General features: G+C 58.8%; 23 protein-coding genes and 3 pseudogenes. 10 read left to right on the forward strand and 16 right to left on the reverse strand.

The genetic code is table 11. The features are described from left to right. Positions 1 to 13: 13 nt before the first annotated feature. The 8 genes from MUU54_RS22530 to MUU54_RS22565 form a co-directional block, all read right to left on the reverse strand. Positions 14 to 793 (reverse strand): amino acid ABC transporter ATP-binding protein, encoded by a 780-nt coding sequence (locus MUU54_RS22530; RefSeq protein WP_281433443.1) that lies wholly within the window; start codon positions 791 to 793, stop codon positions 14 to 16. A gap of 23 nt (positions 794 to 816) precedes the next feature. Beyond that, positions 817 to 1,617: a transporter substrate-binding domain-containing protein gene (locus tag MUU54_RS22535; protein WP_247246197.1), complete on the reverse strand. Its 801-nt coding sequence runs from the start codon at positions 1,615 to 1,617 to the stop codon at positions 817 to 819. Positions 1,618 to 1,666: 49 nt separating this feature from the next. Further along, positions 1,667 to 2,323 carry an amino acid ABC transporter permease gene (locus MUU54_RS22540; protein ID WP_247246198.1) on the reverse strand — a complete coding sequence of 219 codons (657 nt, stop codon included), beginning with the start codon at positions 2,321 to 2,323 and terminating at the stop codon, positions 1,667 to 1,669. A 10-nt stretch (positions 2,324 to 2,333) separates the two neighbouring features. Beyond that, positions 2,334 to 3,002, reverse strand: coding sequence for an amino acid ABC transporter permease (locus tag MUU54_RS22545; protein ID WP_247246199.1), 669 nt, complete (start codon positions 3,000 to 3,002; stop codon positions 2,334 to 2,336). Positions 3,003 to 3,096: 94 nt separating this feature from the next. Continuing rightward, positions 3,097 to 4,125 carry a LacI family DNA-binding transcriptional regulator gene (locus tag MUU54_RS22550; protein WP_247246200.1) on the reverse strand — a complete coding sequence of 343 codons (1,029 nt, stop codon included), beginning with the start codon at positions 4,123 to 4,125 and terminating at the stop codon, positions 3,097 to 3,099. 226 nt (positions 4,126 to 4,351) lie between these two features. Then, on the reverse strand, positions 4,352 to 5,539 hold the full coding sequence (locus MUU54_RS22555) for an NAD(P)/FAD-dependent oxidoreductase (RefSeq protein ID WP_247246201.1): 1,188 nt from the start codon (positions 5,537 to 5,539) through the stop codon (positions 4,352 to 4,354). Positions 5,540 to 5,542: 3 nt separating this feature from the next. Next, entirely contained in the window at positions 5,543 to 5,857 is a 315-nt protein-coding gene (locus MUU54_RS22560) for a MocE family 2Fe-2S type ferredoxin (protein ID WP_247246202.1), read from the reverse strand. A gap of 24 nt (positions 5,858 to 5,881) precedes the next feature. Further along, complete coding sequence (locus MUU54_RS22565; protein WP_247246221.1) at positions 5,882 to 6,973, reverse strand: fatty acid desaturase family protein; 1,092 nt, start codon at positions 6,971 to 6,973, stop codon at positions 5,882 to 5,884. Positions 6,974 to 7,123: 150 nt separating this feature from the next. Here MUU54_RS22565 and MUU54_RS22570 point away from each other — a divergent pair, with 150 nt between their 5' ends. From MUU54_RS22570 to MUU54_RS22585, 4 genes and pseudogenes are all read left to right on the forward strand, one after another. Beyond that, the gene (locus MUU54_RS22570) at positions 7,124 to 8,155 is read left to right on the forward strand and encodes a LacI family DNA-binding transcriptional regulator (protein WP_247246203.1); all 1,032 of its coding nucleotides are present in this window, start codon (positions 7,124 to 7,126) and stop codon (positions 8,153 to 8,155) included. A 92-nt stretch (positions 8,156 to 8,247) separates the two neighbouring features. Beyond that, on the forward strand, positions 8,248 to 9,114 hold the full coding sequence (locus MUU54_RS22575) for a TIM barrel protein (protein WP_247246204.1): 867 nt from the start codon (positions 8,248 to 8,250) through the stop codon (positions 9,112 to 9,114). A 362-nt stretch (positions 9,115 to 9,476) separates the two neighbouring features. Beyond that, positions 9,477 to 9,863: pseudogene (locus MUU54_RS22580) on the forward strand ((R)-mandelonitrile lyase); the annotation flags it as partial. Positions 9,864 to 9,961: 98 nt separating this feature from the next. Beyond that, positions 9,962 to 10,165 (forward strand): hypothetical protein, encoded by a 204-nt coding sequence (locus tag MUU54_RS22585; protein WP_247246205.1) that lies wholly within the window; start codon positions 9,962 to 9,964, stop codon positions 10,163 to 10,165. A 441-nt stretch (positions 10,166 to 10,606) separates the two neighbouring features. Here MUU54_RS22585 and pdxY read toward each other — a convergent pair whose 3' ends face one another. Beyond that, a complete protein-coding gene (gene pdxY / locus MUU54_RS22590; RefSeq protein ID WP_247246206.1) occupies positions 10,607 to 11,455 on the reverse strand; it encodes a pyridoxal kinase PdxY in 849 nt (282 codons plus the stop codon). A gap of 584 nt (positions 11,456 to 12,039) precedes the next feature. On the opposite strand from pdxY, the gene MUU54_RS22595 reads away from it, so the two are divergent. The 3 genes from MUU54_RS22595 (at position 12,040) to MUU54_RS22605 (ending at position 14,358) form a co-directional block, all read left to right on the forward strand. Further along, positions 12,040 to 12,825 (forward strand): amino acid ABC transporter substrate-binding protein, encoded by a 786-nt coding sequence (locus MUU54_RS22595; RefSeq protein WP_247246207.1) that lies wholly within the window; start codon positions 12,040 to 12,042, stop codon positions 12,823 to 12,825. A 97-nt stretch (positions 12,826 to 12,922) separates the two neighbouring features. Beyond that, complete coding sequence (locus MUU54_RS22600; RefSeq protein WP_247246208.1) at positions 12,923 to 13,603, forward strand: amino acid ABC transporter permease; 681 nt, start codon at positions 12,923 to 12,925, stop codon at positions 13,601 to 13,603. Continuing rightward, entirely contained in the window at positions 13,600 to 14,358 is a 759-nt protein-coding gene (locus MUU54_RS22605) for an amino acid ABC transporter ATP-binding protein (RefSeq protein ID WP_247246209.1), read from the forward strand. Before MUU54_RS22600 ends, MUU54_RS22605 begins: the two co-directional genes overlap by 4 nt. Positions 14,359 to 14,563: 205 nt before the next feature. On the opposite strand, the gene MUU54_RS22610 is transcribed toward MUU54_RS22605, so the two are convergent. Next, positions 14,564 to 16,399, reverse strand: coding sequence for a methyl-accepting chemotaxis protein (locus MUU54_RS22610; RefSeq protein ID WP_247246210.1), 1,836 nt, complete (start codon positions 16,397 to 16,399; stop codon positions 14,564 to 14,566). 436 nt (positions 16,400 to 16,835) lie between these two features. On the opposite strand from MUU54_RS22610, the gene MUU54_RS22615 reads away from it, so the two are divergent. Then, positions 16,836 to 17,141, forward strand: coding sequence for a hypothetical protein (locus tag MUU54_RS22615; RefSeq protein WP_247246211.1), 306 nt, complete (start codon positions 16,836 to 16,838; stop codon positions 17,139 to 17,141). Beyond that, entirely contained in the window at positions 17,138 to 18,196 is a 1,059-nt protein-coding gene (locus MUU54_RS22620; RefSeq protein ID WP_247246212.1) for an isocitrate/isopropylmalate dehydrogenase family protein, read from the forward strand. Before MUU54_RS22615 ends, MUU54_RS22620 begins: the two co-directional genes overlap by 4 nt. Positions 18,197 to 18,257: 61 nt before the next feature. Here the strand turns inward: MUU54_RS22620 and MUU54_RS22630 are convergent. The 5 genes and pseudogenes from MUU54_RS22630 to MUU54_RS22645 all read right to left on the reverse strand — a co-directional run bounded on the left by MUU54_RS22630 (position 18,258) and on the right by MUU54_RS22645 (position 21,825). Then, positions 18,258 to 18,565 (reverse strand): annotated as a pseudogene (locus MUU54_RS22630) (RraA family protein). Between the two features lie 185 nt (positions 18,566 to 18,750). Then, positions 18,751 to 19,137 (reverse strand): NAD(P)-dependent oxidoreductase, encoded by a 387-nt coding sequence (locus tag MUU54_RS24885; RefSeq protein WP_312038861.1) that lies wholly within the window; start codon positions 19,135 to 19,137, stop codon positions 18,751 to 18,753. A 43-nt stretch (positions 19,138 to 19,180) separates the two neighbouring features. Next, positions 19,181 to 19,723: an NAD(P)-dependent oxidoreductase gene (locus MUU54_RS24890; protein WP_312038860.1), complete on the reverse strand. Its 543-nt coding sequence runs from the start codon at positions 19,721 to 19,723 to the stop codon at positions 19,181 to 19,183. A gap of 5 nt (positions 19,724 to 19,728) precedes the next feature. Further along, positions 19,729 to 20,814 (reverse strand): Ldh family oxidoreductase, encoded by a 1,086-nt coding sequence (locus tag MUU54_RS22640; protein ID WP_247246214.1) that lies wholly within the window; start codon positions 20,812 to 20,814, stop codon positions 19,729 to 19,731. A 99-nt stretch (positions 20,815 to 20,913) separates the two neighbouring features. Next, positions 20,914 to 21,825 (reverse strand): LysR family transcriptional regulator, encoded by a 912-nt coding sequence (locus tag MUU54_RS22645; RefSeq protein ID WP_247246215.1) that lies wholly within the window; start codon positions 21,823 to 21,825, stop codon positions 20,914 to 20,916. Between the two features lie 698 nt (positions 21,826 to 22,523). On the opposite strand from MUU54_RS22645, the gene MUU54_RS22650 reads away from it, so the two are divergent. After that, positions 22,524 to 23,183 carry a GntR family transcriptional regulator gene (locus tag MUU54_RS22650; protein ID WP_247246216.1) on the forward strand — a complete coding sequence of 220 codons (660 nt, stop codon included), beginning with the start codon at positions 22,524 to 22,526 and terminating at the stop codon, positions 23,181 to 23,183. Between the two features lie 286 nt (positions 23,184 to 23,469). Here MUU54_RS22650 and MUU54_RS22655 read toward each other — a convergent pair. Further along, positions 23,470 to 23,916: pseudogene (locus MUU54_RS22655) on the reverse strand (aconitate hydratase); the annotation flags it as partial.

The raw sequence follows: 23,916 nt of genomic DNA on the forward strand, positions 1-23,916 counted from the left end.
TAGCCCTGGGGGCTCAGGAGATCTGGCCGAGGAAGTTGCGCGTCCGCTCATGCTGCGGGTTGTTGAAGAAGTCTTCGGGCGCACCGACTTCAACAATTTCTCCACGGTCCATAAAGATCACGCGGTCAGCGACCTGGCGGGCAAAGCCCATTTCATGCGTGACGCACAGCATGGTCATCCCCTCGTTGGCAAGATCGATCATCGTGTCGAGGACCTCCTTGACCATTTCCGGGTCGAGCGCAGAGGTCGGCTCGTCGAACAGCATGATCTTCGGGTTCATGCAGAGAGCCCGCGCGATCGCCACGCGCTGCTGCTGGCCGCCTGAAAGCTGGGCGGGGTATTTTTCAGCCTGCTCCGGGATGCGCACCCGCTCCAGGAACTGCATGGCCGTTGCTTCAGCCTCCGCCTTGGAAATTCCACGGACTTTCATGGGCGCTAACGTGCAATTCTCCAACACGGTCATGTGGGGGAAAAGATTGAAGCTCTGGAAGACCATGCCGGTCTCCTGCCGCACGATGTCGACATTCTTGCCGCCCGCCGTCAGGTCGTGGTCGTCGACTACGATGCGCCCCTTCTGGATCATCTCCAATTGGTTGATGCAGCGAATCAGGGTCGATTTGCCGGAACCGGAGGGACCGCAGATGACAATGCGCTCTCCACGATCCACCGACAGGTTGATGTCCTTCAGTGCGTGGAACTCAGCGTACCACTTGTTGACGCCCTCCATCGTCACCGCCGGACCAGAAGCTCCCCGCACGTCTGCCTTCGATGTGTGAGCATGAGTATCAGCCATGCGAGGAACTCCTCTTCTTTCTCTTACTTGCCTTCGGCGACGAAGTTCGGCAGCGGCGTGCCGAGCCACTTTTCGTGGATCGCGCTGAGCTGGCCGTCCGCCTTGACCTTCTCGAGGAATGCATTGACGGCTTCCAGAAGTTCATCGGATCCCTTGCGAACCGCAATGCCCTGAACCTGCTGGCTCAGCTCGAGCTTCTGGTTGAAACGGCCGGGCGCAGCCTCTTCGATCTGGGCGGCCACGACGTTCGAGACACCGATCAACTCAACCTGACCAGACAGCAGGGCCTGTACGGCGCTCGCATCATCATCGAAGCGCTGGATCGTTGCGTCCTGTGGAGCAATCTTCGTCACGGCGGTGTCTTGTGTGCTGGCGCGAGCAACACCAATGGTCTTGCCGGAAAGATCTTCCGGCTTGGTGACTTCCACGTCCTCGGCGCCAAATACACCAATCGAGATGCCCGCATACGGCTCAGAAAAGTCAACGCTCTTTGCACGCTCTTCAGTGATACCCAAGGATGCGACGAGCAGGTCCACCTGATTGCTCTGGAGGTAGGGGATCCGGTTCGGGCCGGTGACGGGAACAATCTGCGCCTCGACGCCCCACTCCTTGGCAAGAAGCTTTGCCACGTCTGCGTCATAGCCGTCAGGCTGATTGTTCTCGTTCATGATGCCAAATGGCGGGAAGTCCACCAGCATTCCAATCTTGACCGTGCCGGCAGACTTGATGTCTTCAACGGTCTGCGCCATTGCGGGGAACGAGGCCACCGCGGCCATCAATCCTGCGCCGATCACGGCGACTGCTGCGCGTCTGGAGATGTTCATTTTTCCTACCCTTTCTTGATCTGCCGGCCCTCCCGCCGGCGGGGTCTCGTCAACGTTGCGTTGCTCGAGAAAACTTCAATTCCATGCGCCGCGCCAACAGCGAAAGCGGCCAGCACAAGATGAAATAGATGGCGGCCACCGTTCCAAAGACCATGAACGGGCTGAAGGTGGCGTTGTTGATGATCTGCCCCTGCCGTGTCAGCTCGGTGAAGCCGATAATGGCCGCAAGCGAAGTGCCTTTGACGAGCTGAACGAGGAAACCGACGGTTGGCGCCACAGCAATCCGCGCCGCCTGAGGGAGCACGATGTAGCGCATCCGGTTATAGTACTTGAGCCCAAGTGCCGTCGCCGCCTCACGCTGACCCGACGGAACCGCTTCGATACAGCCCCGCCAGATTTCTCCCAGGAATGCGCTCGCGTGCAGCGTCAGCGCCATCGTTGCAGCTATCCATGGGTTGATCGCGAGGCCAAAGATGTTCATCCCAAAGAACACCAGGAATAGCTGCATCAGAAGCGGCGTTCCCTGGAAGACGCGGATGAAGCCGAGAGCCGCCAATCGCAGCGGCCGAACCTCGGAGACACGGGCAAGTGCAATGAGCAAACCGCCGATCCCGCCGCCGGCAAAGGCGATCGCGGAGAGCGCGATCGTCCACTGCGCCGCCATGACGATGATGAGGAACTCGTTCCAGCCAAAGGGTCTGATCATCCTGTCGCTCCTATCGGCTCAGCGGGTACTTGAACGCCATCTTCTCGATCGCAGCGAAGACCGCCGAGAAGCCGATCGATAGAGCGAGGTACATCAGGGTGATGACGATATAGACCTCAAAGCTCGCGAATGTTGCCGATTGCAGGTCATTGCCGGCAGCCGCGAGGTCGTCCGCGGAGATCACCGAAACAACGCTCGACGTCAGCATCAGGTAGATGAATTGGCTCGTCAGAGACGGATAAACCGTGCGCAGGGCCGGCTTCATGATGATGTAGCGAAAGATCTGCAGCTTCGATAGGCCAAGCGCTATCCCCGCCTCCACCTGCCCTTTTTGTATGGATTCGATGCCAGCACGGATGATCTCGGTGCCATAGGCGCCAAAGTTGACGACGAGCGCCAGCAAAGCCGCGCTATTCGGGGAAAGGCGCAGACCGAGCGATGGCAGACCAAAGAAGATAAAGAAGATCTGGACCAGGAACGGCGTATTGCGAATGATCTCTATGTAGGCGTTGATGACGAACCGGATCAACGAGGGGCCAGCAGTCTTGCCCCAAGCACAGATGATCGAGACGATCAGTCCAAGAAGCATTGCAGCGCAAGACAGACGGATTGTCAGCCAGGCGCCCAGCAGCAACTGGTCGAATGAAGCAAATACCGGCGCGAAATTGAATTCGTACACTTAAGCCTCCCGAGGCCGGCGCTCCTCATAACGCCGTTAGATCGATCTAAAATCCAGTCATGAGTGAGTCAACAACGAAAATGGCCCGCCGGTTTCACGAAGACGACAGCGGGCGGCAGGAGTCGCGGATATGGAGCCTGGTGGGGTTGATCCACCGACGTGGAGGCAAAGCGGGCTGGGCGATACGATCGAGGAGTAGCGCTGCCGCCTTTTGGCCAATTTCGTTGGGTGCCGTCGAAACGGAGGTCAGACGAGGCCGCATCGCTTCGGCATCCGCTACATCGTCGAAACCTATTAGCGAAATGTCGCGACCGATCTTCAAACCGCGATCATAGAAGCCGGCAGCCAATCCATGCGCGACGAGGTCGTTGAAGCAGATCACCGCGGTAGGCGCTCTGTCCTTCACGAAGAGTGCATCGGCTTCCTGAGCGATCTGGTCTACGCGGTCGGGAAAACGGATGACAGGCTCAGGTCGCAAACCAAAGCGCTTCATCGCACCCAGAAAGCCCTGTACGCGCTCCTGATAGGCCGAATGAACCGGGCCGTGGGCCGCAAAGGAGATCGCTCGATGTCCTAGGGATACGAGATACTCTACCGCCTCCTCCATTCCCGCAACATAATCTGCACCGGCGTAGTCGAGCTCGTCTGTGACATGCCTCAGTACCTGGACCAACGGCAGCTTCCAGCCCTCGATCTGGCTTGCGATTTCGTCAGTCGTGCCGGCCGCGGGACAGAGGATGATTCCGTCAACCCCATGTTCCCGCAAACGCTGCAAGACAATCGCCTGCCGAGGTGGCCCATCTCCGGTGTTGGCAATGATCATCACCAATCCGGCTGCGTCGACCGAGGCCTCCATTCCGCTGAGCAACTCCGCAAAGAATGGGTTGGTGAGGTTGGGCACCACGACACCTATAGTGTGGCTTCGTTCAGCGCGTAACCTCGCAGCACCCATATTGTAGACATAGCCGAGTTCACGCATCGCTGCTTCAACTCGCTGGCGCGTCTCAGCACCTACCAGCGGGCTCTTTCGAACAACGAGTGACGCTGTCGCACGCGAAACATCGGCATGTTTGGCGACGTCGAGCAGCGTTACCTTCTTCTGTTTCTGGTCTTGCCTGGACATCTCATCGCACCCACAGGGGTGCCATCGTTAATAGGCATCACGTCAGTCAGCAAGAGCAGCAGCCGAGGTCACAGAGCTCAAGCGTCAGCCGATGCCCTCAAGAACGAGAATTTTCGCCGGCCGGTGTGGATTGAGGCCAAAGCCAGTGCACGATGTAGGGGAAGATCGCATCGCCATTCGAGAAATGCGGGCGCAGATCATCCGCCTTTGCGCAGTCTGCCTCCCATTACGCCGCCTTGAGCAGGCTCTTGAGGTTGACCTCAGGATCCGACAGCTGATCAGACGACAAATGAGTACCGCGGGCGATTAGCATTTCTGCCAAGCGGATGTCTTTTGCCACCCGGTTGCCCGGACCAACCCCTGCCGCGCAGATGAGCCGGCCCACGACGTCGCGCTGGAAAGCAAGGATCGCGTCCTCGCTTAGACGGCGCATGGTCGTGATCCCATGGGATGCCACCACGCCTGCCACCTGCAGGCCGAGATCGTATTGATCTGACCAGAACCAGGGAACTGTGGAGAAGTCGTCCACCTCTCCCATCATTGAGGCGGCGGCATGAATTCCCTGCTCCTGCGCCATGCGCCAGCTTTCCAGCCGCAGACGCCCCCCCTGGTGCGGAATTGAGCAGCAGTCTCCTGCCGCGAAAACATCCGAGGCGGACGTTCGAAACCGATTGTCCACCCTGATCCCGTTGTCGAGAGCAAGCCCGGCCCGTTCGGCAAGATCGGTGTTCGGTGCAGCGCCCGTGCCAGCCACCACGATGTCCGCTTGAACCGTGCTTCCGTCAGCTGTCGAGACCCCTCCCGCCATCATTGAGGTCACTTGCGTCCCAAGCCGCAAATCAACACCTCCTGCGCGATGCCGCTGCTCAACGACTGCGGCGATCTCAGCCGGAACCGCTCGCGCCATCAACCGTGGCGCCGCTTCGATGACTGTGACTCGCACATCCATGGCGCGCGCGGCAGCGGCGAGCTCAAGCCCGATGAAGCCGCCTCCGATGATAACGAGCTTTGTCCCCGGGTACAGCCGCTGAAAGATGCAGCAAGCATCGTCGAAGGTGCGGAGCGTGGCTGCACCTTCCGTACCTGGAAACAATCTTGCTCTCGCGCCCGTCGCGAGCAGAAGTCTCTCATAGGTCCAGCTCGATCCGTCGCAGGCAACAAGTATGTGGCGACTAAGATCAAGCGCCTCAATCCGCACTCCCAGGCAAAGCTCGATCGCGGCGCGCTTGTACTCCACCTGCGAGCGGATCAGCTTCTGCGTCGGCTTACTTGCCTTGGAGAGGGGTGGCCGCTCATAGGGGAGATGAGGCTCCTCGGATATTAGCGTGACGGAACCAGTGTATCCGCGCTCGCGAAGCGCGAAAGCTGCACTTACGCCGCATTCTCCTGCGCCAACGATGACAACACCCGCCATGGCTCAGCCGACATCAATGTAGACAGCACTGCCTTCGACCTTAACCGGATAGGTCTTGAGGTTCACGCATGCGGGCGCACCCAGCGCCTGCCCGGTCTTGTAGTTGAAGCGGCCGTTGTGCTTGGGACATTCAATCACGTCTTCCATCACCAGCCCGTCCTCCAGGTGCACCTGCTCGTGGGTGCAGAGACCATCGGTGGCAAAGTACTCGTTTTCGGGCGAACGGTAGATTGCATAGGTGCGCCCATCATGATCGAAGCGGACCAGATCCTCTTCCTCGATGTCGTCTACGCTGCAAGCCTCGACCCACTTGTCCATACTCTCCTCCTGATCCCATTGTTTCTACTGCGCAGCCATCGGTAGGGCCTCGAGATCATGAAACTCGGACCGGTAGGGCTTCGCCGTCGGCGGCAGTTCTCGCTTCAGGAAATATTCCTCGTCGCGCAGCTGCCTCTTCACCGCAGGCCACATTTCCTTATAAGCCGCCCAGATCGACGGATTTGGCTCCGGCAGGTCATCCTTGATCACTTTGTGAAGACGCGGCAGCGCGTGATAGGGAACCATGGGAAACATGTGATGCTCCACATGGTAATTCATGTTCCAGTAGATGAATCGCGAGATGGGATTCATGTAGACGGTGCGGCTGTTCAGCCTGTGATCTGTCACGTTGTCGGCAAGCCCGCCATGCTGCAGGAGGCCGGTCATCACGTGGTGCCAAGCTCCGTAGAGACGCGGCAGGCCCACCAACATCAACGGCAGGATTGATCGCGTCGCGATCGCAAGCGCGATCGTGGCAATATAGATGGCAAGCCAGATGCGCGCGATCCTGACCACCTTGTGTTGCTCCATCTCCGGCACGAACTCCTTCTCATCCTCGTCCAGCACACCGCAGGCGTTGATCACCATCGACTTCATGCCGTGCCAGGCATCGAGGATTCCGAAGAAGTTGAGGAAGATCCTGAACAGTTCGATCGGTTTCATGAAGACGATCTCGGGGTCGCGACCCACAATGATCGTATCGGTGTGATGGCGGGTGTGGCTCCAGCGCCAGGTGACCGGATTCCGCATCATCATGAAGGATGCGATCTGGTAGACCACATCGTTCAACCAACGAGTCTTGAAGGCCGTTCCGTGGCCACACTCGTGCCAGCGGGAATCGGAGGCGGATCCGTAGAGGACACCGTAGGCGAGGAAAAACGGCGCAGACCACCAGCTCGGCCATAGCCAGACAGCGGCCCCCGCCAAAAGGACCATCGCCCCTAGCCAAAGCGCAGTGTCGCGAATGGCGGGGACATCTGTTCGCTTCATCAGGTCTTTCATCGTCTTGCGCGGAACTTCGGTGTGATACCATCCCGCGGAAGCCAGCCCCAATTCGACGGCGCGGCGGGCACTGGGGCCAAGCATACCGTAGTCGCGTTTGACGCCAAGCTGCATGTCGTTCATTGCGCATCCCTCCCGAGCAGGACTTTGGTAATACTAGCCGTAGTGGGAAACGGCATGTACGCGCAACGTTTCTGATTTATTTCATATCATTCTTGATGCATTATCTCATGCAGACATGATGAAAACTATCGAAGCGTAGACATGGCATCCCGACCGACGATCCTTCACGTTGCACATGAAGCCGGTGTTTCGGTTGCCACAGTTGACCGGGTCCTAAACGGGCGGCTGAAGGTTCGGGAGGAAACAGCCCGGAAAGTTTATGATGCAGCACGCGCTATTGGCTATCACGGTTCGGAATTGATCCGGCACCGCATGCAAGCCGACCTGCCTCCGATGACATTTGGCTTCCTGTTTCAGAAGCGCCGGCAACCGTTTTACCATGCTTTCGCCGAAGAAGTTATAAAGGCAGTCGAGACCTGCACCCAGGTTCGCGGCACCGCCGTCGTCGACTTCACCGAAGAATCATCTACCGAGGCGGTGCTCGACCAGCTGTCCCCCCTCTCCCGCCGGGCCGATGCCCTTGCCTTCGTCAGCCCCGACCATCATTCGATCACCACACGGGTCAGAGAATTGCGGGCTGAGGGCAAACCTGTGTTTTCGCTTCTGTCGGACTTCGCACAGGGCGCGCGCAACCACTATATCGGGCTCAACAACATCAAAGTCGGTCGCACTGCTGCCTGGCTCATCTCAAAGACCGCCCCGCGACCGGGCAAGGTGGCGCTCTTCGTTGGCAGCTTCCGCTGGCATGGGCATGAACTGCGGGAAACGGGGTTTAGGAGCTACTTGCGGGAATTTGCGCCCGAGTTCGAGGTTCTCGATACCTACGTCAATCTCGACACGCGCGGCGTTACCGAAGAGGCCGCGAGCGGATTGCTCCGCCGCCAGCCGGATCTTGTCGGACTCTATGTCGCGGGCGGCGGGATGGAGGGAGCCATAAAGGCACTGCGGGAGAGCAAGGCAAAGCCACTGCCCTCCGTTGTCGTCAACGAACTTACATCAGACTCGGCTACGGCCCTGCAGGAACACCTGGTCGTGGCCGCCATCTCTACACCACTGTCCCTCCTCAGCCGCCGCCTCGTCGACATGTTGGTGCAGGCGACGCTGGAGAAGGAGGAGAAGACGCCGGGACAGCTATTCCTGCCGTTCGATCTGCACGTGCCCGAGAGCCTATAGCTGATAGTTTTTCCATCATACAGACCCCCGACTCCCTCAGGATTGCAAGGATTGGCGGCGCGCCGATTGACGGGTGATTGCAGCCGCGCTTTATGATCCGGCAACACCGGGAGGGTCCGATGACAACGAGAATGGCTGTTCCATTTGCACTGAACCATATCACTGCACCTCGCCTCACGTGTCATCAACTCATCGATCTGGCGTCGGAGCTGGATTGCGTAGGCGTGGAGTTGCGCGATGATCTCATCGACAAGAAGCTGAGCGACCACGCCTTGTTCGGTGGAGAAGACCCCGCTGCAATCGGTGCCTATGCCCGCGAAAGAAGCGTCCGCCTCCTGGGCCTCTCCGAAATCTACGGCTTCAACAAGTGGAGCCCGGAGATGGCGGACAAGGTTCGCTCCCTCGTCGCGAAAGCAGAGAGAAGCGGGGCGGAAAGCATTAGCCTAATTCCCCGCAACGATGCACCAGTTCAGAGTCCGGGCGAACGTGCCATCGACCTCAGAACGGCACTCGCCGCCATTCTGCCCATATTGGCTGAGGCCGGCATCCTCGCACTGATCGAGCCTTTGGGCTTCACCACATCCTCATTGAAATACAAACGCGAAGCGGTGGAAGCCATCAAAGCCGTTGGCGGCAAAAAGCATTATCGCCTCGTGCACGACACATTCCACCATCACCTCGCCGGCGAAAGCGAGTACTTCCCCGAGTACACTGGCATCGTGCACATCTCCGGAGTTTCGGAGCAGCAAATCTGCGTCGAACAGATGCGTGACGAGCACCGCATTCTTGTCGATGAAGAGGATCGGCTGCGCAATGTTGATCAAATCCGGGATCTGACGGCGCGAGGTTACGCCGGCCCCTTCTCGTATGAAGCTTTCTCTCCGGTCGTCCACGCCTCGGCTGAACCGGAACAACAGCTAGGCCGGTCCTTCGCTTACCTTCGTTCAGCTCTCCATTGAAGTGCGCGGCAACCTGCAGCTGTCCGGCTAAAGCCTGTAACAAGATGATTCCTGCTTTACGTGATCTGTGATCCACTGTGCCCATGGAAGGAGAAGCGCGATGGGCAAGCCGCATCCGATGGAGTTGCGTGAGCGTGTCGTTGCGTTTGTAAAAGAGGGCAATAGTAACCGTGAGGCGGCGCGGCATTTCCGAGTTTCGCCCCGCTTCTTCAACAACATGATGATCCTTGACCGGTCACGCGGATCTCTTGCTGCTGCCCGGCAGGGACATCCGCCGGGTGGGACAAAGCTTTCGGCTCACAGTGCTTGGATGCGCACCCTTGGTGGACCCTTAGAATGGCGAGACTGGCGGCTGAGAAACTTCATCGCCCTCGCGACCTGCTCCATCAGAGTATTTCACGGGTTCCGTCTGGCACGATGCGATTGTGGAAGCGGAAGCGCCGGCACGAGTTAGCTCAGGTCATCGTCAGCTTCGATCCCGGCGCGCGCACCAACTGGGACATTCATCCTCTTGGGCAGACGCTGCACGTCACCGCGGGCTCAGGGTTCATCCAGAAGGAGGGGGAGCCGATCCAGCCAATCAACACAGGCGACTCCATTTGGATCGCTCCGGGCGAGGCACTGGCACGGGGCAAGTTCCGAGACCGGCATGACTCATATTGCCATTCATGAGGCGATGGACGGCAGCTGAGTGGCTCGAGCCGGTCAGCGACGAACAATACTCTGCAGCACGCGTGACCGGCAGCTAAGCGGGCGTCGTTCTGGATCACTGGCTGCTGGACATCAAAAAGCCGCTCTATGACGGCGGAAGCTTGTTTAAGCAGTTTAGACCATTCTGGAGCGGACGATGACTGACACCTTCTACTCATTCATCATCACCGGGGTAATTGCCGTCGTGGTGCTTTGGCTTGTGTTCTTCGTGGTCAGGAAGCTGATTGGCTTTGCATTGCTGGTTACTCTGGCGATTGGCGTGTGGGCGGTCTGGAACGACCCGGTCCTCCTTCAGGAGTGGGCGTACGCCTTAATGGGCTTCTTCAGCAGCTATATCTAAGGTGAGCCCGGTAAAGACGTCGCGTTCGTCTTGGTACATGCTCCAAAGAGCTTCTTTCCCGCCGCGGACGGCGGTAATGCCTCAACCCTCTTCTGCTTTGTCTTCCGTGCATTGATGACAACCGGCAGAGGCGGCCGCGGCGACTTGTTGAACTGGCAAGGTATATCGGGCGCTGGGATGCCGCTGCACGAGTCGTTGCTCGACTCGTAGCTCACGTTGACATGCTCGCCATTAGGCCCCTGGCAACGCCGGACGAGCGATCGATAGCGAGCCCATCGGTGAAGCGCCTGCCGCCATAACCAGTGCCAGGTCTCCACTTCTTCTGCTGCCACGCCAGATACCACCGCGAAAGACCGCAACCTCTGCTTTGCAGCACCATCAAATCACCTTGAGCGTTCACATGGGGCTGAGAAGCGGAAGGCTTGTCGGCAACCGTTCCGGTCAGATCTTGTATGGTTCAAATACCTTGGTTGGCTGCACCAATTCGTCTTGGGCCTCTACGATCAGCAGTTCTTTCGAAGCAGCCTCGAAAGTGCGCCGAAGCAGACCGTAGACGGAGGATCCGGCTGCACTCAGCGCCGCAGCGGCCGATCCGGTTCGCTTCAAGTGTAGGAAGAACAAGGCAGCGACAGCATCCCCCGCTCCGTTCAGCGAGACGTCAAGGCGAGGTGTCCGCAGCAGGAAACGGCCGTCTGGCCCCGAGGCGAGGAGATCGATAGAGGCTATCGGAGTCTCGTCGGTGAGAACAGAGGTCACGAGAATGATCTTCGGCCCCATGGCGTGCAGGCGGTCGCAGGCGACCATCACATCCGCCTGCGAAACGATGGCATGGCCCGTGAGAAACTCCAGTTCAAACTGATTGGGTGTCACGATGTCGGCCGCTGGGACCACCTTCTGCCGCAGAAATTCGGGGATCCCGGGACGCACGAAGATGCCGCGCCCCACGTCGCCGATCACTGGATCACAGCAATAATCCGCGCGCGGATTTGCAGCCCGCACCCGCACCACGGCGTCTAGGATGGCAGAGCCGATTTCCGCCGAACCCATATAGCCCGAGAGCACACCGTCGCAGGCGACAAGACGCCCGCGATCCTCAATCCCCTCGACCAGCTCTCCAATCACAGCTGCATCGAAAACCTGGCCGCGCCATGCCCCATAGCCCGTGTGATTTGAAAACTGCACGGTGTGGATGGGCCAGACCTCCACCCCCAGCCGCTGGAGTGGAAAAACGGCCGACGAATTGCCCACGTGTCCGTAGGCAACATGAGATTGGATCGACAAAATGTTCATGGGCGACCATATAGCATCGGTTCGGCTCGACGGAAAACGGCTTGCCTTGCCGGCATGACTGATGAGATCTGCGTCTGCTATCCAGGTCCTGACGGTCAATCCTGCCGCCCAGCCGCCTGTGGGGGAAAAGCGGTGGGATGTCCGCTGCCGATCCTGTCTCGTAATGCTTTCCATAGCAACAGAAAATATACCATGACACCTGGACCTGATCCTTTTTGCCGTATCACCCGCACTGATGGAGAAGCGCATGAGTATAAGCTGACCGATGCTGCCGTTAGACTTTGCCGAAGCGTGATCGCATCGGTGAAGATTCGCTCATGAGCAAGGCGAGTCGGTGAGATCTGATTCATCGTGTGAAGAAGCCGTTTCTCGACCATGCGAAAGGGTCGGAGCGAGAAGGAGTTGTCCTAAAGGACCCGCTAGCCCCTGCCCGTCTGACCTTTACACGCGCCTTTTCGCCGGCCGATCGCAAAAGCAGGCAAATTATTCACTCCTTGGGGTCCAGACGCGATTTCCTTTTCTCCCAAGCGGCCTAGTTTTTTGGCATCAAGGACCAAGACGTCACATCCGATAGGACAAGCTTCATGACCTCCTTCACATCCTCCCTCAAAATAGTTGCTGCCGCAGTGATCCTGCATGCGTCTGCGACGATACCGGTTTTCGCAGGCGAGAACCTCGACAAGATTAAGTCCAGCGGGACAATTCGCATCGGCACCGAAGGAACTTATGCCCCTTTCACGTTTCACGATGCCTCTGGGAAGCTCGTTGGCTTTGACGTTGAGATCGGCGAAGCCGTTGCAGAAAAGCTTGGCGTCGAAGCACAATTCGTAGAAGGGAAATGGGATGGCCTTATCGCGGGACTGGATGCTAATCGTTATGACGCGGTGATCAACCAGGTTGGCATCACCGATGCGCGCAAACAGAAGTATGCCTTTTCCGAACCCTATATCGCCTCGAAGGCAGTGCTGATCGTCCGCGAGAACAGTGAAGACATCAAGGGTTTCGCCGACCTCAAGGGCAAGAAAGCCGCTCAATCGCTCACAAGTAACTATGGCAAGATGGCAGAAGAAGCAGGCGCCGAACTCATCGGCACGGAAGGCTTCGATCAATCCATCCAACTGGTGCTGACCGGTCGCGCCGATGCCACCCTCAACGACAGCCTCTCTTTTCTCGATTTCAAGAAGCAGAAGCCTGATGCGCCGGTGAAGGTGGTGGCCGAGCAGGCCGAAGCGAGCTATTCGGGGATCCTTCTTCGCCAAGGGGACGATGAGCTCGTCGCAGCAGTCAACCAGGCCTTGGAAGACATCAAGGGAGACGGGACTTACCAGAAGATCTCGGAGAAGTATTTCGGCCAGGACCTCTCGAAGTAGCACCGTCCCCGTTCTCGGGATAAACCCAAAACGTCCGGCCTGGCCGGGCGTTTCGCTTTTGTCGCGAACGTGAGCAGCTAGAGCTGGAAGGAACCCCATGCCACACTGGCTTCAACTGATGATGGATTCGCTCCCCACGCTGTTGTGGGCCGGGCTGCGGTTTACGGTCCCGCTAACGCTCCTCTCCTTCGCCTTTGGCCTGGCGCTCGGCCTCGTCACCGCAGTAGCACGCCTTTTCGCGCCGACGCCACTGGCGATGGTCGCGCGCTTCTACGTATGGGTGATCCGTGGAACGCCGCTGCTTGTTCAGCTGTTCGTCATCTTCTACGGCCTGCCGAGCGTCGGCATCCTGCTTGACGCATTCCCTGCTGCGCTGATCGGCTTCACGCTCAATATCGGCGCCTACTCGTCGGAGATCATCCGCGCGGTCATTTCCTCGGTGCCGAAAGGACAATGGGAGGCAGCGTACTCGATCGGCATGAGTTGGCGTCAGGCGATGAGTCGTACGATCCTGCCGCAGGCGTCACGCGTAGCCGTCCCGCCTCTGTCGAACACGTTCATCTCCCTGGTCAAGGACACCTCTCTTGCCGCGGCGATCACTGTGCCGGAGCTTTTCCAGTCGGCGCAACGCATTGTCGCCACCACGTATGAACCGCTGATCCTCTATGTTGAAGCGGCCCTCATCTACCTCGCGCTAAGCTCGGTCCTTTCCAATCTGCAAGCACGGCTGGAACGCCGCTTCTCGCGCTATGGCGGCACGCTGGAGGCGGCCCGATGATAGAACTTTCCCATATCTCGAAAAGCTTTGGCGAAACCCTGGTGCTGGATGATGTCAGCATGGTGGTTGCCGAAGGCAGCGTCACAGCCCTCGTGGGACCCTCCGGCGGTGGAAAAAGCACGCTTCTTCGGTGCATCAACCTCCTCGAAATCCCCGACTCCGGGACGATTCGAATGGGAGATGCGCTGGTGACGCTTCACCCGGGTCAGAAGCTTAGATGGGATGCCATTCAGTCGGTCCGGCGGCAGACAGGCATGGTCTTCCAGAACTTCCAACTCTTTCCGCATCGTACCGCGCTGGAAAATGTCATGGAGGGCCTGATGACAGTGCTTCGATGGCCACGAGAGAAGGCTGCCGCGCATGGGCGCGAGCTCTTGGCAAAGGTTGATATGGAGCACAAGGCGGATGCCTGGCCGGCCACTCTATCTGGCGGTCAGCAACAGCGTGTTGCCATCGCCCGTGCGCTCGCAATGTCGCCTCGCGTCCTCTTGTGCGATGAACCGACCTCTGCCCTCGATCCGGAGCTTGCCGCTGAAGTCGTTGATGTTCTGGGCAAACTTGCCCGCGAGGGAACAACGATGATCATCGCCACGCACGACCTGCGTCTTGCGTCGAGCGTCTCGCATGACGTCCTATTTCTAGAGGCGGGCAAGGTCATGGAGGCCGGGCCAGCGGAGCGCATCTTCCGCACCCCTGAGCACGAGCGCACGCGCCGTTTCGTCTCCTCAATCACCGCTGCTCAACAGGCGACATAAGGCCGCTTGAGGCTAGGGTCGGAAGTCCACCGTGACGTGCTCAGATCTGCAAAGCTCACTCTGCTACCTCGATCTGGCACGGCAGGAGTATAGAGAGGCCAACGTACTTCACCCAATCTCGGACGTTGCCAAGTCAATGAGGATGAGCTTCTGAGGCGAGAAGGATCGCCTCAAGCCTCGCGAATTTTTCAGGTAACAAGCCTGATCAACCGGCCATGCGCATGCCCTTGATCCCCTCATGCAGCCGATCCCCGCTGGCGGCGCCGCTGACGCGGAAGTTACGGATCAAAGTCAGCAGCTCTTCAGTGTCTACGGCCAGCGCTTCCGCCGATGCAGTGGTCTCTTCCGCCATGGCAGCGTTATGCTGCGTTGCGGCATCAAGTTGGTTGAGCGACGACGAAATTGATCGAAGTGTCGTGTCTTGTTCAGAGGCAGAGTGCGAGATCTTGGTGACAATTTCGCTTGCGGCCTTCACCTGATCGGCAATACGCTTCAAGGCCTCACCGGCTTCGCCGACCAATAGAACACCGTTCTCCACCTGACCAGACGAGCGAGAGATCTGGTCCTTAATCTCCTTCGCTGCGGCGGCAGAGCGTTGTGCCAGTTCTCGTACTTCCTGAGCCACCACGGCAAAGCCCTTCCCAGACTCTCCGGCGCGTGCCGCCTCGACGCCTGCATTGAGCGCCAGGAGGTTGGTCTGGAAGGCAATGTCGTCGATGACGCCGATGATCTTGGAGATCTCATCCGATGACCGCTCAATCCCGCTCATTGCTTCGATAGCCTGCGTCACTACGGCGTCGCTGCGGCTCGCTTCGGTGCTGACTGCCGTCACGCGCTCCGCGGCTTCGTGCGCGCCTTCGGCGGTCTGGCGGACGGCCACGGTAAGCTCATCCAGCGCCGCCGATGTTTCCTCCAGGTTCGCCGCCTGTCGTTCCGTTCGTTGCGACAATTCATTGGAAGCGCGGCGAATCTCTTCCTTCGAGCCACTGATGTCGATGCCCTTGGCGTTGACTCGGGCCATGGCAGCTTCGAGGTGCGAAAGCGCCTCATTGAAGTTGTCGCGCAACGCGGCATAACGGCTGCCGAGATCTCCGCAGCGGACGGTTAGGTCACCTTGGGCTAGGCGCTCCAGTGCGTCCCCAATAGTGGTGACGACGCGCTCCTGGAGGCGTGCTTCTTCCTGCTGCATTTTGGCACTCTTCTGGCGCTCCTGATCAAGCTCGCGCTGCTGGTGAACCTGCCGCTCAGCAAGAGCATGCCGCTCGCGGACTTTCTCCTGAAGAGCGGCCGTCGCTTTCGCCATCATACCTACTTCATTGCTCATGTCAGTGTGCGGTAATGCACGGGACACGTCTTCATTGGCAACGGCCTCAAGCGCGGTGTGTACGGCGGCAAGCGGCTTCGTGATGTTACGGATGACGGCATACGCGAGAGCGATGGTCGCCACGAATACGATCATGCCGGAGACGACAACCTCCATCACCGTATTATAGACCTTCGCCTCGAGGTCGTCGACGTACACGCCCGTCGCCACGACAACATCCCAAGGCTGGAAAAGCTTCGAATACACGGCCTTCTTGTAGACAGTGTCGCCAGGCATTCCAGGCTTCTCCCAGTGATACTCGGTGATGCCGCCGCCAGACTGAGCGTTCGCCACGATCTCCTCGCGGAAGAGCTTACCCATTTTGTCAGGCTGGCCCTTCTGAGAAGTCCCGACATTCTTTGAGTTGTAATGGATCGTCATGACGATGTCCTTCGTCATGCCAAAGATGTAGCCGGCAGGCTCGTATTTTATTGCAGCCACGGTGGCGTAGGCCTGTTTCTGCGCTTCCTGACGGCTCAAGGTGCCTGCCTTTTCAAGGTCGCTGTAGATCTGCATGATTGACAGCGCGGACTCCACCTGTGTCCTCAGCATGTCGTAGCGCTCGGCATAGATCGACGCCACGGAGGTGCGGATCTGATAATACGTCACGCCTCCAAACGCGATCATCAGGGCCATTACCAGGATGAAGAGCTGACGGGATATCTTGAGGTTTTTCATTTTGAGCTCGCACAGGCACGCGTACCGCGGTGTACGGTTCTCGATGCCTACCTTGAAAGGTGGGAGGGAACGCGTCCTGCGTTTGAAGCGTGCTTCACCGCACTAGGCCGCACCGTCGACGCAAAGCCTAAATATTGATTTAACACTAGGCAAATTCCCATGGCAGGGCACTTCATCTGCCATCAAACTTGAGCGGACGGCGCTGCAATAAGCCTTCGTAGTCGTAATCGGTTGCGCCTGATGGTGAAACAGACGGTGGGTGGGAAGCGTTGCCTACGTGCCATGTCTCCTCGGGCTCCCTGAGCAGCTATAGCTGCATCGTATGGCGCCCAAGGAAAACCTTATTAGCAATAACGCCAATTTACCCTAGTGGTGGTCTCCGGGAGAGGCCTGAGCAACGGAGGAGGATTGGCAGGCAATGCGGTTGGATCCTTCGATGCAGCAGTCGCTCGCGGAACTGGGCGAGGTCGACCTCATCGCTCTGGGCACGGGTGCAGCAGGACTGGCCGCCGCCTTGAAGCCCTTCTCTCACAGTGTAGCTCCGTCTGAATTTGTGCAGATCCTCGCCGTGGCCTTACTTCCACACATCGCACCGGCGTATGAATCTGTGGCGCTACGCCTGATGAGGGGGTTCCCCAGCGACGGCAATTGTGCACATTTGGATACCGTGAGCCGGGAGTACGCCATTAACTGCCACGGCACATCCGAGATATCTGCATGCAGAGGAACCATTACCTCATGAAGCTTCTTGTTCTCCCAGGCGACGGTATCGGCCCAGAGATTGTCTTTTCTGCTGTTGCCGTTCTGGACGCGGTTGGTCGTCGTCACGGCCTGTATTTCTCCTATACCAAAGAAGAAATTGGATTGGCCGCCTTGGAGAAGTCCGGCAGCACGCTGCCTGACGGCATCCTGGAGAAAGCCCGGAGCATGGACGGCACGATATTAGGGCCGATCTCACACCTTAGCTATCCACCACGTGACAAGGGCGGGATTAATGTTTCTGCGGCGTTTCGCAAAGGTCTCGATCTTTTTGCCAACATCCGCCCGGCTCGCACCCGAGACGGCGTATTGCACCGTGGCACCGAGATGGACCTCGTGATTATGCGAGAAAACACCGAGGGCATGTATCCCGATCGCAATATGTTTGCCGGGACGGGAGAGTTCATGCCGACGGAGGACGTCGCAATTTCAATGCGCAAGGTGACGGCCCAAGCGATCGAGCGCATCGCTCGAGTATCTTTCGACCTTGCGCGCGTTCGCCGCAGAAAGGTGACGGCAGTGCACAAGGCGAACGCGTTCGTGCTAACGGACGGATTGTTTCTGCGGGAAGTTCGAAAGGTCGCTGCCGCCTACCCGGACGTTGTTCTAGAGGAAGTTCTGGTCGATGCGATGGCAGCGTTACTCGTGCGTGACGCGAGCCGCTACGACGTGATCTGCACCACCAACTTCTATGGGGACACCCTGTCTGACCTGGCATCAGAACTCTCGGGCAGCCTCGGATTGGCCGGTTCTCTCAATGCGGGCAACCACCATGCTGCCGCGCAAGCGCAGCATGGATCGGCACCTGACATCGCCGGTATGGACAAGGCGAACCCGACCTCGATGATTCTATCGACTGCCATGCTCCTGCGCTGGCACGGTGAGCGCAGCGGTGATACACGCTATGTGCAAAGTGCCGCCACCATTGAGGCCGTCATAGATCGCATTATCAGCGAGGTATCTACCTGCACCGGCGATCTTGGCGGCCCCCTTGGCACCCGTCAGTTTACCCAGAACGTAGTTGACGCTTTATGTTGAAAGTGCATGAGACCGCTCTCATGCACTTTCATTGAACGCGCACGGGCACGCTGCGTTCTGATCAGCCGCCGGGATAGACGGCTTTGTCCGCGATAAAAATCCCATCCTCATCGGCATAGAGATAGTCGCCCGTACGGAAGGTGACATGGCCGAACTGCAGGGTAGCGTTCAGTTGTCCATGGCCTGTCTTGCCGCTCTTTTTGGGCGCCCGACCGAGTGCGATGACGCAGAAATCCAAGCCACCGAGCTCAATGCTGTCTCGATAGCTCCGTTGATCACGACGCCGTGCCAGCCGTTCCTGCGACCAAGTTCCGCGATGACGTCGCCGACAAGCGCGCAACGCAACGAAGCGCACCCATCGACCACCATCACCTTGCCGGCCCCATCGAGTTACAGCGTCTGCTTCAGCAGCTTGTTGTCTTCGAAGGTTCTCAGGGTTACAACCTAGCCGTGAAAGCCCCGGCGCTTGCCGAAAATCTTCCATTGGATTTCGCAGAACCTGACGTCGTCATCGTTGCTGTCGACCAGATCCGCCGTCTTGATGATTTGCGTCATCAAATTTTCTCCGTTTTCGGCCCCGCCAGCACCCGAACGGGTGCACCTGCACGCCACGCTTTAATATTTTCGACGGTATCCCGATAGAAGGCGGCATACGCGCCCTCTGTGACGTAGCCAAGATGCGGAGTAAGCACCGTGTTTGGTGCCCGTCGCAGCGGATGGTCCCCCGGGAGCGGCTCCTTATCGTAGACATCAAGACCCGCCTTGATGCGCCCCTGCGCCAGCGCCGCGACAAGCGCGCTTTCATCGATGAGCGGACCTCGTGATGTGTTGATCAGCAAGGCGCCCGGCTTCATCAGTGCAATTTCATCGGCCGACACCGTGTTTCGGCTGCGGTCACTAAGGATAAGGTGGAGCGAAACAACATCTGCCTGAGAAAACAGTGTCTCCTTATCGACACGTCGTACTCCGACTTCGCGCGCTCTTTCATCTCAGATTCTGGCTCCAGGCGATTACGTCCATTCCGAAGGCCTTGCCGATCGGAGCCATCCGGGCCCCCAGCTTCCCGAGGCCCACCAGTCCAAGCGTCTTGCCACCGAGGATCGTGCCGACCGAGTTCTGCCAGCCGCCCTGGCGGATCCGTGCATCTTCCTCCGGAATGGAACGGGCAAGCGACAGGATCAGCCCCCAGGCAATCTCAGGAGTGGCATGGACGGATTCGCCAGCGAAGGTATGGCAAACCGTTACGCCCTGGGCGACCGCCGCCTCCAAGTCGATGTTTCTTACGCGTGCGCCCGTGACGACAACGAGCTTAAGACGCGGCAGGCGAGCAATCAGGGTCGCGGGCAGCGGCATGCGCTCGCGCATCAGGCAGAGCACGTCAAACTCAGCCAGTTCTTCGGCGGCCTTGTCCTCTGTTGAGAGATTCTCACCGAAACGGACGATGTCGCAATCTGGATCCAACGATGTCCAATCGGCCAGCGAGAGCGCCACATCCTGATAGTCGTCCAGTATTGCGATCCGCAGCATGGGTCTCAATCCTTTCGTAGGGTGTCGAGGTCAGGATCGACGCCCGCAAGCTTTGCCTGTTCGCGGAGCATTGCGAGATCATCGTCGCTGAGCGGTATGCCATCTTTCAGTTGCGCCGCCATGCGGGCAGCTTCCGGTTCACCCGGCATCTGGATGGGCTGCGCTTCATCGACGCGAGGGCATGCTTTCGCCCGAGCGACGAGATCGTCCATTCGTTCGCCATAGGACGTGCGGTCGAGAAAGAGGTCGGGTTTGAAGGCAATGATGCTGTGGCCGACATTTTGCGGCTTGTCGAGATCACGATATTGATCACCGACCAATCCGCCATAGGCCGAACCGCTCATGACGCCTGTGATCACTTCCATCATCAGCGATAGACCGGAGCCCTTGGGGCCCCCAAGCGGCAGGACAAGACCCTCATAGGCGCGGCGCGCATCGGTCGTTTCGCAGCCATGTGCATCAAGCGCCCATCCTGCAGGGATGGGTTCGCCCTTCTGCGCGGCGCGACGTATCTTTCCACGCGCGACCACCGATGTGGCCATGTCGAGGATGATTGATGGCGATCCCTCTCCACCCGGTGCCCCAAAGGCGAAAGGGCTTGTTCCGAGAAACGGGGTCCTGCCACCCCAAACCGGCATACTCGGCGACGCATTGGTGAAGACAAAGGCGGCAAAGCCTGCTTCGACCGCCTGTAGAAGGTAAGCGGCCGCCATACCGAAATGCGTACTGTTGTAGACCGATGCGATCCCTATTCCGTATTGCGCAGCCGAAACAATCGCCTCGCGCGTGGCGCGGCGCATGACGAGGAACCCCAGACCATTGTCGCCGTCCACGTGAACGGCAGCCGGCATCGGTCGCGCAATCCGTATCTGCGGGGCCGCTGTCACAACACCACGCCGAATGCGTTCAACGTAGATCGGCAAACGTGCAATTCCATGAGTGCTCACGCCCCTAAGATCGGCGAGGACCAGGTCTTGTGCGACAAACGCGGCATCCGTCCTCGGCACGCCAACGGCCGCGAAAATCCGGCCAACTGCAGTTCTCAACTGGATCGCGTCGACGCGGAGCTTCATCATCTGCGGTTCAGCCATCAATGCGTCTTCCCCCAGCACACCCTAAGGTCCAACTTAGCACCAAAGCCGAGCGATGTATACTATTGTATCCAGACCCCGGCGAGTGTGGTTGAGTCGTCAAAGCTGCGGATGATATGTTTTGCGAGCAAGGTCCAGGAAGGCACGAATAGGTGCGGAAAGCGGACTCGCCGGGCGGCGCACCGTCAAAAGGCTTCGGCGTGTCCAGGCATCCGAAAGCCTGGCGCTGAGGACATCGGTCCCGGCTAGAAGATGCAGGCTTGTCGACCGCAGGAAGCCGATACCGAAGCCGGCCTCGACCATACGCACGAGCGAGGGAAACGTTTCGACATTGACGCGCTCGCCGAGTGCACGCCCACTTTCCGCCGCGGCTGCGCTGAGGAGGCGGTCAAGTGCACCTGAGTGATGGATTCCGACCACCTCGTGTTCCACGACCTCATCAAACCGTACCTCCTGGCCGGACTGGAGGCGCGGCGCCAAGATATGATCCGGCGAACAAAGCACCATCACGTTGTCGTCTTCAAAGACCTCGGTGGAATAACGGGAGAAGTCGTAGTTATCGGCCACGATCGCAACATCGGCCCGCCCGTCGTCCATGGCGGCCAGCGCCAGCGAAGCTGTCATTTCCTGTATATCAAGGCCGATGCGAGGGTGCGCGGAGGCGTATTCGGCCAGCAATTCCGGAAGCCTGCCGGAGAGTGCGGAACTCGTACAGGCGAGGCGTAGGCCACCGCTTTCGCCAGTCGAGAAGTCGACGAGCCGCGTGTTGAGATCGGCGATCTGGCGCAGGATCTCACGGCAGCCAGCAACATACACTTCACCCGCAGGCGTCAGTTGCGCACCCTGCATGGATCGGTCGAAAAGGGCAACGCCAAGACGACTCTCCAGATCACTGATCCGCCGGCTCACCGCAGAGGTCGCAATATTCTCACGCTCCGACGCGCGCCCGATCGATCCGTATTGGGAGATCGCCACCACGAGGCGCGCTGTTAGTGGATCGAAGAGCTGCATTGCTGCTCCTTTTCGGCTCCAGAGGCTGAGGACCAGGCAAGGCGCGCTCGCCCACCGGATCTGAAATGCCTAGATCGCGGCGGATCAGCCGAAGCGCTACGCCGCTGCAACCCATCTCGCGGTATGTGTTGAAACGCTGCACGTGGCAGAAGTAGCGGTGCAAGGCGTCGACTGACTTTCCTAGAAGAACGGTTTGCATTGGACTCTCCAGCAATTTTCTCAGCTTCGAACACCAATCTATGGTCCTTCTGTTGCACTGCGATAGCGACGGTTGGCGAGGAGGGCATCGCCGTTGGGCAATAGCATCATTGCTGTTCACTGCAACCGTCTTTGCCACACCTAGCCAAACGGGCAGGATCAGCGGCGCTGATATGACAATGATCATCATTGTGCAGAGATGATGCGAGGATTCGAAGGCGTGGACGGGACAAGAACGGTACAGGACAAGATGGCGATCCCGCCTTCGCAATTCCGTGACGGCACCAGGCTAAACCCTGTTCGCACGCTCAGCGTGGCAAGGCTGGTTTCGCTCAGGACGTCCCAGGTGCCATGTGGGACACGTCAGAAAACTGCGAGATCGTGCACTTTCCACGGAACTATCTCTCGGCACTTGGAGCATCTTGACGGCTCCTGCAGAGCCGAAAAGTGGACAATCCGCCATGCCTGCTGTAGCCGGATGACAGAGGAGACATCAAACCATGACTCGGTCGAAAGATCTGCTTTCGAAAACCCGTGGCCAGAGCGCCTATCAAGCGATCCTCGCGGCAATCCGCGACGGCATCTATCAGCCGGGCGATCCGCTGCGCGAAGAGGAAGTCGCATCCCGTCTCGGCGTCAGCCGAACGCCTGTGCGGGAGGCGCTTGGGAGGCTTCAGGAGAAGGGCCTCTTGGAAGCAGCGCCAGGCCGTGGCGTTGCCGTCTCGATCTTGTCAATGCAGCAAATCTTCGAACTTTACGCCATGCGCGAAGAGCTTGAGGGCGTGGTCGCACGCTATGCCGCTCGTTACGCCACAGACGCCGAGATTGGCAATCTGGAAGGGATCAATCAGAAGTTCGCCGCGGCATCTGCTGATCCGAAACTCGCGGCACAATTGAACCGGCAGTTTCACGCTCGTCTCTATGACGCGGCGCGAAATCGTTATCTCCGGCAAGCCGTGGAAGACCTGCAAGAAACGATTGCCCTGCTCCCAGACACTACATTCATCCAGGAAGGACGCACGGCAACGGCAACAGAGGAGCACGTTGCCATCCTCTCCGCCCTTCGCAACCATGATCCGATCGCGGCGGAGCGGGCGGCAATTGGCCATATCAAAACAGCCCTTGAAGTGCGCCTTGCCATCAGCAAAATGCCAGAGTGAACACATCCCCGTGTACCGCCTTCGCCCAGCGGGGCGATTGCAGTTTGCGGGTTACCTGCAGCTATTGCGTCGAGACGCAATCGAGATGAATGGTGATCCGAGAGCCGCCCCTCGCCGCACCCATTGCTCGCGTGGGCGGCCCAAGTTCATCAAACCAACCAAACCGGTAGGCGACGGCGCTCGAATGCGATGATCTTCGGCATTCACGACCTGGTTATCGCTCAGCGACCAGAAAAAAGTCACGGTCGCCGCCGGCGCAGTCGCCGGCGGCATAGAGATTGTCCTTTTAGGCTGCCAGATCGCGGAGAACGGTCTGCAGGATGCCGCCATTGTTCATGTAGGTGACCTCGTCCAGCGTATCGATGCGGCAGAGGATGTTCACCTCCTTCACAGAGCCGTCGCCGTAGGTGATCTGGGCCTTCTTCCACTCGCGCGGCTTGATCGGACCCTCCAGGCCCTCGATCGTCACCGTCTCGTCGCCCTTGAGGTTGAGGCTCGCCCATGTCGTGCCTTCCTCCAGCACGAAGGGCACAACACCCATGCCGACGAGGTTGGAGCGGTGGATGCGCTCAAACGACTGCGCGATCACGGCCTTGACCCCAAGGAGGTTAGTACCCTTGGCAGCCCAGTCACGCGACGAGCCATTGCCGTATTCGACGCCGGCGAAGATGACCAGCGGCACACCTTCTTCCTTGTACTTCATGGCGGCGTCGTAGATCGACATCTCTTCCTT

Origin of the sequence: Pseudorhizobium tarimense (genome assembly GCF_022968135.1) — a bacterium.
GTDB classification, from domain to species: Bacteria; Pseudomonadota; Alphaproteobacteria; order Rhizobiales; family Rhizobiaceae; genus Neorhizobium; species Neorhizobium tarimense.

Coding starts and splice junctions, on each gene's coding strand:
- MUU54_RS22530 (WP_281433443.1), bottom strand. CDS start 793: ATGGCTGATACTCATGCTCACACATCGAAGGCAGACGTGCGGGGAGCT.
- MUU54_RS22535 (WP_247246197.1), bottom strand. CDS start 1,617: ATGAACATCTCCAGACGCGCAGCAGTCGCCGTGATCGGCGCAGGATTG.
- MUU54_RS22540 (WP_247246198.1), bottom strand. CDS start 2,323: ATGATCAGACCCTTTGGCTGGAACGAGTTCCTCATCATCGTCATGGCG.
- MUU54_RS22550 (WP_247246200.1), bottom strand. CDS start 4,125: ATGTCCAGGCAAGACCAGAAACAGAAGAAGGTAACGCTGCTCGACGTC.
- MUU54_RS22555 (WP_247246201.1), bottom strand. CDS start 5,539: ATGGCGGGTGTTGTCATCGTTGGCGCAGGAGAATGCGGCGTAAGTGCA.
- MUU54_RS22560 (WP_247246202.1), bottom strand. CDS start 5,857: ATGGACAAGTGGGTCGAGGCTTGCAGCGTAGACGACATCGAGGAAGAG.
- MUU54_RS22565 (WP_247246221.1), bottom strand. CDS start 6,973: ATGCAGCTTGGCGTCAAACGCGACTACGGTATGCTTGGCCCCAGTGCC.
- MUU54_RS22570 (WP_247246203.1), top strand. CDS start 7,124: ATGGCATCCCGACCGACGATCCTTCACGTTGCACATGAAGCCGGTGTT.
- MUU54_RS22575 (WP_247246204.1), top strand. CDS start 8,248: ATGATCCGGCAACACCGGGAGGGTCCGATGACAACGAGAATGGCTGTT.
- MUU54_RS22585 (WP_247246205.1), top strand. CDS start 9,962: ATGACTGACACCTTCTACTCATTCATCATCACCGGGGTAATTGCCGTC.
- pdxY (WP_247246206.1), bottom strand. CDS start 11,455: ATGAACATTTTGTCGATCCAATCTCATGTTGCCTACGGACACGTGGGC.
- MUU54_RS22595 (WP_247246207.1), top strand. CDS start 12,040: ATGACCTCCTTCACATCCTCCCTCAAAATAGTTGCTGCCGCAGTGATC.
- MUU54_RS22600 (WP_247246208.1), top strand. CDS start 12,923: ATGCCACACTGGCTTCAACTGATGATGGATTCGCTCCCCACGCTGTTG.
- MUU54_RS22605 (WP_247246209.1), top strand. CDS start 13,600: ATGATAGAACTTTCCCATATCTCGAAAAGCTTTGGCGAAACCCTGGTG.
- MUU54_RS22610 (WP_247246210.1), bottom strand. CDS start 16,399: ATGAAAAACCTCAAGATATCCCGTCAGCTCTTCATCCTGGTAATGGCC.
- MUU54_RS22615 (WP_247246211.1), top strand. CDS start 16,836: ATGCAGCAGTCGCTCGCGGAACTGGGCGAGGTCGACCTCATCGCTCTG.
- MUU54_RS22620 (WP_247246212.1), top strand. CDS start 17,138: ATGAAGCTTCTTGTTCTCCCAGGCGACGGTATCGGCCCAGAGATTGTC.
- MUU54_RS24890 (WP_312038860.1), bottom strand. CDS start 19,723: ATGCTGCGGATCGCAATACTGGACGACTATCAGGATGTGGCGCTCTCG.
- MUU54_RS22640 (WP_247246214.1), bottom strand. CDS start 20,814: ATGGCTGAACCGCAGATGATGAAGCTCCGCGTCGACGCGATCCAGTTG.
- MUU54_RS22645 (WP_247246215.1), bottom strand. CDS start 21,825: ATGCAGCTCTTCGATCCACTAACAGCGCGCCTCGTGGTGGCGATCTCC.
- MUU54_RS22650 (WP_247246216.1), top strand. CDS start 22,524: ATGACTCGGTCGAAAGATCTGCTTTCGAAAACCCGTGGCCAGAGCGCC.